The 6,499-nt window shown below is 71.8% G+C and carries 6 protein-coding genes and 1 pseudogene; 5 read left to right on the forward strand and 2 right to left on the reverse strand.

The window, feature by feature from the left end; translation table 11 throughout:
* Window positions 1-374 (reverse strand): annotated as a pseudogene (locus H5J26_RS27000) (molybdopterin-binding oxidoreductase); the annotation flags it as partial.
* A 152-nt stretch (window positions 375-526) separates the two neighbouring features.
* On the opposite strand from H5J26_RS27000, the gene H5J26_RS27005 reads away from it, so the two are divergent.
* The 5 genes from H5J26_RS27005 (at window position 527) to H5J26_RS27025 (ending at window position 6,087) form a co-directional block, all read left to right on the forward strand.
* Window positions 527-1,834 carry an NAD(P)/FAD-dependent oxidoreductase gene (locus H5J26_RS27005; RefSeq protein WP_181768584.1) on the forward strand — a complete coding sequence of 436 codons (1,308 nt, stop codon included), beginning with the start codon at window positions 527-529 and terminating at the stop codon, window positions 1,832-1,834.
* An 89-nt stretch (window positions 1,835-1,923) separates the two neighbouring features.
* Window positions 1,924-2,622 (forward strand): DUF1365 domain-containing protein, encoded by a 699-nt coding sequence (locus H5J26_RS27010; RefSeq protein ID WP_309238083.1) that lies wholly within the window; start codon window positions 1,924-1,926, stop codon window positions 2,620-2,622.
* 59 nt (window positions 2,623-2,681) lie between these two features.
* A complete protein-coding gene (locus tag H5J26_RS27015; RefSeq protein WP_235981172.1) occupies window positions 2,682-3,977 on the forward strand; it encodes an SAM-dependent methyltransferase in 1,296 nt (431 codons plus the stop codon).
* Window positions 3,974-5,257, forward strand: a complete 1,284-nt coding sequence (locus tag H5J26_RS27020; protein WP_181768587.1) for an SAM-dependent methyltransferase — start codon at window positions 3,974-3,976, stop codon at window positions 5,255-5,257. Before H5J26_RS27015 ends, H5J26_RS27020 begins: the two co-directional genes overlap by 4 nt.
* The gene (locus H5J26_RS27025; RefSeq protein ID WP_181768588.1) at window positions 5,254-6,087 is read left to right on the forward strand and encodes a DUF1295 domain-containing protein; all 834 of its coding nucleotides are present in this window, start codon (window positions 5,254-5,256) and stop codon (window positions 6,085-6,087) included. The genes H5J26_RS27020 and H5J26_RS27025 overlap by 4 nt, the downstream gene beginning before the upstream one ends.
* Window positions 6,088-6,168: 81 nt before the next feature.
* Here the strand turns inward: H5J26_RS27025 and H5J26_RS27030 are convergent.
* Window positions 6,169-6,499: anti-sigma factor (locus H5J26_RS27030; RefSeq protein ID WP_181768589.1), on the reverse strand; the 331-nt coding region annotated here is incomplete at its 5' end.

Consider the following 6,499-nt stretch of genomic DNA (forward strand, 5'->3'; position numbering starts at 1 on the left):
GTGACGGCTCTGGTGGTCACGCTTCGGGGCGAACCGGATGAGAGGCCCAGCGACAGGGCGAACAGCACCAGCAGCGTCACGATGCCCAGTTGGAGGGCGAGCTTGTCCTGGCTGCCGAAGGTGCGGATCGCGAAGTCCTTCACCGCGGCCGGCGTCCGGTCGATGACCGCGCCGCCGACAGCTGTCAGCGGGCTCGCCTCGGGGCGTACGGCCACCGACGTCAGTTCGGCGGTGGCGAGCGCCGCGACTCCCGCCGACAGGCCGCCGGACATGCCCAGGACGGGACGCAGCGCACGCGGGGCGCGGCGGCTGCTGTCGCTGCCGTCGGGGGCGGTCCTCGCGATCGGTTCTCGGTCCGTTGTCACATCCCGCATTCGGGGCACGGGGGCCGCGGGATTGGTCCGTCATCGAGAAAAATCGCAGTTCAGGCCAGGGGGAAGAAAGTCCGCTCCGCCACCAAGCCGCGGGCCGGCCGGCTCCGAATGACGCCAGAGAGGGCACGGTTCGAGGCGTACGGAGGAGCGGCATGACACACGGCAGCGGCAGGGGCCCCCAGGAGCGCCGGATTGCCGTGATCGGCAGCGGAGTTGCGGGACTGACGGCCGCACACGTACTCCAGCACACCGACTCGGTGTCCCTGTTCGAGGCGGACGAGAGGATCGGCGGGCACGCACACACCCACGACGTGCCGTGCGCCGACGGCCGGGTGCGGCAGATCGACTCCGGCTTCATCGTGCACAACGAGCGCACCTACCCGCTGCTGCTGCGGCTCTTCCGTGAACTCGGCGTCCCCACACAGGAATCCGAGATGAGCATGTCGGTGCGGTGCGAGGGCTGCGGCCTGGAGTACGCCGGTGCGCGCGGCCCGCGCGGTGTGCTGGCGCAGCCCCGCAACATCGCCCGCCCCCGCTATCTGCGGATGCTTGCGGAGATCCCACGCTTCCACCGGCGGGCACGGCGGTTGCTGGAACAGGACGAGAAGGGCGACGGCGAGACGGACGGAACGGCGCTGACCCTGGGGGAGTTCGTCTCGCGCGGCGGCTTCTCGCCCTACTTCGTCTCGCACTTCATGACGCCGCTGGTCTCCGCCGTCTGGTCCTGCGATCCCACGACAGCGCTGCGCCACCCGGCGCGCTACCTGTTCCGCTTCCTCGACCACCACGGGATGCTCAGCGTCAGCGGGTCTCCCGCGTGGCGTACGGTCACCGGCGGCTCCCGCGCGTACGTGGAGCGAATCGGCAAGCAGCTCACGGCAGTTCACACCTCCACGCCGGTGCGCACGGTGCGGCGCCACGACGACGGCGCCGAGATCCTCACCGAGGACGGGACCACGCACGGCTTCGACGCGGTGGTGATGGCCACCCACGCAGACCAGGCCCTCCGACTGCTCGCCGACCCGACCAGGGCCGAGCGGCAGGTCCTCGGCGCGTTCCGCTACTCCCGCAACTCCACGCTGCTGCACACGGATTCGTCCCTGCTTCCACGGGCGCCGGGCGCCCGTGCCTCGTGGAACTACCTGATGCCCTCCTGCCGTACGTCCGCCGAGTCGGTCCGCATCAGCTACGACATGAACCGGCTTCAGCGCCTGGACGCTCCGGACGGCCATCTCGTCACCCTCGGCGGGGAGGAATCGGTGGACCCGGACGCGGTGCTGGCGCGGATGGTCTACGAACACCCCGTCTACACACCGGAGTCGGTGGCCGCACAGCACCGGCTGCCCGAACTCGACTCCGCTGTCGCTGTCTTCGCGGGCGCCTACCACGGCTGGGGATTCCACGAGGACGGCTGCCGCTCGGGTGTGGCAGCTGCCGCCGCGCTGGGGGTGCGGTGGTGACGGAGTTCAAGCCCGAGCCCGAGCCCCGTCCCCAGCCGAGCGCCGGGCCCGCCGCGCCGAGGCGTGAAGGCGCCCTCTACGACTGCCTCGTGACGCACGTACGCAGCCACCCGCTGCGTCACACCGTGCGGCACCGCACCTACATGTGGCTGGCCGACGTGGACCGACTGCCGCGTCTGCCCCGTCCGTTGCGCCCTCTCGCCCGGTTCGAGAGCCGCGACCACTTCGGTGGCCGCGCTCCCACCATCCGGGCCGGACTCGACCGCTTCCTCGCGTCACGCGGCATGGACCCGCCCGCCGGGCAGGTGCTCATGCTCACCAACGCCCGTGTGCTGGGGCACGTCTTCAACCCGCTCACCCTCTACTGGTGCCACGGCGCTGACGGCCGGCAGACCTGCGTGGTGGCCGAAGTGCACAACACCTACGGCGAGCGCCACTGCTACCTGCTCCACACCGACGGCGCCGAAGTGGCCACCACCGGCAAGGAGTTCTACGTCTCGCCGTTCTTCCCCGTCGACGGCGAGTACCGGATGCGGCTGCCGGAGCCCGGCGTGACGCTGGCGCTGTCCGTCCACCTGGACCGCGCCGGAGGGCGCCCGTTCACCGCGACCGTACGCGGACGGCGGCGGCCGGCCACCACGGGAGGCCTGCTCCGGGCGACCCTCCGGCATCCCTGGCCGACGGCCGCCGTGTCCGCGGCCATCCGTCTGCACGGCGTCCGCCTGTTACTGCGCGGCCTGCCCGTGCGTCCCCGTCCCCGCCACCGGATCCAGGAGGGTCTGGAGTGAGTCTGCACATGCCATCTGAATCGACGAAGCCCGAGCGATCGACGAAACACGGGCGGTCCATGTCCGATCCGGCCTCGAACGAAGCGAAAGCAGCGCCCCGCGCCGCGCCCGACCCGCAGCGCTGGCCGGACGTGGCACGTCCGCCGCGGCCCGCGCGGATACGCACCGCCGTCGCCGAACGGCTCGTGCGCCGCGCCCTCGGCCGGCTGCCGCTGCGCGTTCGTACGAGCGACGGCGAAGTCCTCGGACGGGGCGGTCCGCTGCTCGAACTGCACGACACCGACGCCTTCTTCGCCCGGATCGGCCGCTCCGGGCTGATCGGATTCGGCGAGTCGTACATGGCGGGGGAGTGGGACGCGCCCGACCTCGTCGGCGTGCTCACCGTCCTGGCAGGGCACGTGGGCGATCTCGTGCCGCGGCGGCTGCAGCGGATGCGTGCCCTGTGGGTGCGCCGCCGGCCCGCGCGGCAGCGCAACACGGAAGGCCACTCGCGGGAGAACATCCACCACCACTACGACCTGTCCAACGACCTGTTCGCCCTCTTCCTCGACGACACCATGAGCTACTCCTCGGCACTCTTCCGAGGCTTCCCCGCCGCCTGGCCCGACCTCGCCGCAGCCCAGCACCGCAAGATCGACCGGCTGCTCGACCTCGCCGAAGTGGGCCCCGGCACACGCCTGTTGGAGATCGGCACCGGATGGGGCGAGCTGGCGCTGCGCGCCGCCGACCGTGGCGCTCACGTGGTGACCGCCACCCTCTCCGAGGAGCAGCTGAACCTGGCGCGCGAGCGCGTACGGGCAGCCGGCCACCAGGATCGCGTGACCCTGCTGCTTCGCGACTACCGGCAGTTGACCGGCTCCTACGACGCCCTGGTCAGCGTCGAGATGATCGAAGCCGTGGGCGCCGAGTTCTGGCCGGCCTACTTCAAGACCCTGGACAGGCTCCTCGCCCCGGGCGGACGGGCCGCGCTCCAGGCGATCACCATGCCCCACGAGCGGATGCTGGCCACACGGCACACCTACACCTGGATCCAGAAGTACATCTTCCCCGGCGGGTTCCTGCCGTCCGTCGAAGCCGTGGCACAGACGGCAGGCGACGCCACCGCGCTGCGCCTCGCGCGGCACGACAGCTTCGGACCGCACTACGCCGAGACGCTGCGCCTGTGGCGCGAGCGCTTCACGGAGCGCGCCCCCGAGGCCGAAGTCCTCGGCTTCGACGCGACGTTCGCACGGATGTGGGACTTCTACCTCGCCTACTCCGAGGCGGGGTTCCGCTCCGGCTACCTCGACGTCAGGCAACTGCTGCTCACCCGTCCCGACGACCACGCAGAGCCCGAGAGGGAGGAGAGCGCATGAATCCGGACGGTGCCGCCCGACGGCTCACACCCCTGCTCCAGGAGGCGCTCGGCAGCCCGCTGCCCGTCCGGCTGCGGACATGGGACGGCAGCGAGACGGCCGTCGACGACGCGGCCGAGGACGCACCCGTGGTGGTCCTCCGTTCGCGCCGCGCCCTGCGTCGGCTGCTGTGGCAGCCCGGCGAACTCGGCCTCGCCGAGGCGTACATCACCGGCGACATCGACGTCGAGGGCGACCTCACGGATGCGCTGCGCACCGTATGGCGGACGGTGCGCTCCCGCAGCCTGGGCCCGTCCCGGCTGAGCACGCGAGACCGTGCCCGGGCACTCGTCACGCTGCTTCGTCTGGGCGCCGTGGGTCCCCGGCCACCAGCGCCCGCTCTCCGCGCCAGGCCCGCCGGACGGCTGCACAGCCGCGCCCGCGACCGCGCCTCGATCAGCCACCACTACGACCTGTCCAACGACTTCTACGCCCTGCTCCTGGACGAGTCGATGGCGTACTCCTGCGGCTACTGGCGGCGCCCCGAGGACCCCGCCTACGGACTCGCCGAAGCCCAGCACGACAAGCTCGAACTCGTCTGCCGCAAGCTCGCCCTGCGCCCCGGCGCCAGGCTGCTCGACGTCGGATGCGGCTGGGGTTCGCTCACCGTGCACGCCGCGCGGCATCACAAGGCGCAGGTCACCGCCGTCACCCTTGCGCGTGAGCAGGCCGAGACCGTCACCCGCCGGGTCCGTGAGGAGGGCCTGGAGGAACTGGTCGACGTGCAGCTGCGGGACTACCGCGACATCGAACCCGGCACCTACGACGCCGTCTCCACCATCGAGATGGGCGAACACGTCGGCGACGCCGAATACCCCGCGTTCGCCGCCTCGCTGCACGCCGTGCTCCGCCCCCGCGGGCGGCTGCTCGTCCAGCAGATGTCGCGCGGGAGCAACGCCCCCGGCGGCGGCGCCTTCATCGAGACCTACATCGCCCCCGACATGCACATGCGCCCGCTCGGAGACACCGTCTCGCTGCTGGAGAGGGCGGGTCTGGAGGTCCGCGCCGTGGAGTCGCTGCGCGAGGACTACGTCCGTACGATCGCGGCCTGGCACCGCACCTTGGAGGAACGACGGCCCGAGGTGGTCCGGCTGGTGGGTGAGGAGGCCGCTCGCGTGTGGCGGCTGTATCTCGTGGGAGGGATGCTCGCCTTCGAGGAGGGGCGGATGGGCGTGGACCAGATCCTGGCCGTACGGACCGATGCCGAGGGGCGCAGCGGGATGGAAGGCGGTGGCAGGTGAGCGGCTTCCCCTGGGGCGACTTCGGGATCAACCTGGCCGCGTCAGCCGGGGCGGCCCTCGCCGTCATGCTGATCACCTTCGCGATCGCGCTCGGCAAGGGCGTGCACCGGATCGTCGATGTGGCCTGGGGGCTCGGCTTCACCGCCGTCGCCGCGCTCTCGTTCGCGCTCTCCGACGGTGAGGGGCACGACGGGCGGCGGCTGATCGTGACGGCACTCACCGCCGTGTGGGGGCTGCGGCTCGCCGGCCACATCGCGCTGCGCGGGCGCGGCCACGGTGAGGACCCGCGCTACGCGCGGATGCTGGCGAAGGCCTCCGGCAACCCCCACCTGTACGCCCTGCGCATGGTCTACCTCCTCCAGGGAGCTCTGGTGTGGCTGGTGTCGCTGCCGGTCCAGGCCGCGCAGTATCTGCCCGGGCCGATGAACACCCTTGCCGCCCTCGGCGTGACAGCCTGGCTGACGGGCTTCTTCTTCGAGACGGTCGGGGACGCCCAGCTCGCCCGCTTCAAGGACGATCCCGAGGCCCGGGACGCCCACGGCTTCCGCATCATGGACCGCGGCCTGTGGCGGTTCACCCGGCACCCGAACTACTTCGGGGACTTCCTGGTGTGGTGGGGGCTGTTCCTGCTGGCCTGCGGCGACTGGGCCGTCGCCGCCTCGGTCCTCGTCTCCCCGGTGGTGATGAGCCTCCTGCTGACCAAGGGCAGCGGGAAGCGGCTGCTGGAGCGGCAGTTGGCGGACCGACCCGGCTACGCCGAGTACGCCGCCCGTACCAGCGGCTTCTTCCCGATGCCCCCGCGCCCGCACGAGGACGTCGAGCGGCGCTGAGGACGTCGAGCAGCCCTGAGGGCGCCGAGCAGCACTGAGCCCCGGGTCCGGTCCGGTACGAACCCGAGGCAAGGGGCCGATTCAGGCCCGCGGAAGCTTCATCAGGGCCAGCGGCCGGGTCGTCGGCTGCCGTGAACCGCCCGCCGGCTCCACCGTGATGCCCATCGCCGATGCCGGTCCGACGTCCCCCTCCATCAGTACGGCGTCGCTGCCGCCCGCGGAGTCCATGAGGCCGGCGGAGCGCATTTTCTTCCCGTCGGCGAACCACAGTTGGTAGACCTTGCCGCTGGGCGGCTTCTCCATCCCCGAGGCGAGGAAGGCGGCCCGGCCGCGGTCACGGGAGACGACGACGGAACCCGTGGCCCCGCCGGGCAGCTCGGTGCGGCCGGTCGTCTTCGCGTCCGGAGCGGCC

The sequence above is a fragment of the Streptomyces albidus (ex Kaewkla and Franco 2022) genome (assembly GCF_013870515.1).
GTDB lineage: Bacteria > Actinomycetota > Actinomycetes > Streptomycetales > Streptomycetaceae > Streptomyces > Streptomyces albidus.

What these genes read in the sequence shown, in the direction of transcription:
- H5J26_RS27005 (WP_181768584.1), top strand. Translation starts at nt 527, where the DNA reads ATGACACACGGCAGCGGCAGGGGCCCCCAGGAGCGCCGGATTGCCGTG.
- H5J26_RS27015 (WP_235981172.1), top strand. Translation starts at nt 2,682, where the DNA reads ATGTCCGATCCGGCCTCGAACGAAGCGAAAGCAGCGCCCCGCGCCGCG.
- H5J26_RS27020 (WP_181768587.1), top strand. Translation starts at nt 3,974, where the DNA reads ATGAATCCGGACGGTGCCGCCCGACGGCTCACACCCCTGCTCCAGGAG.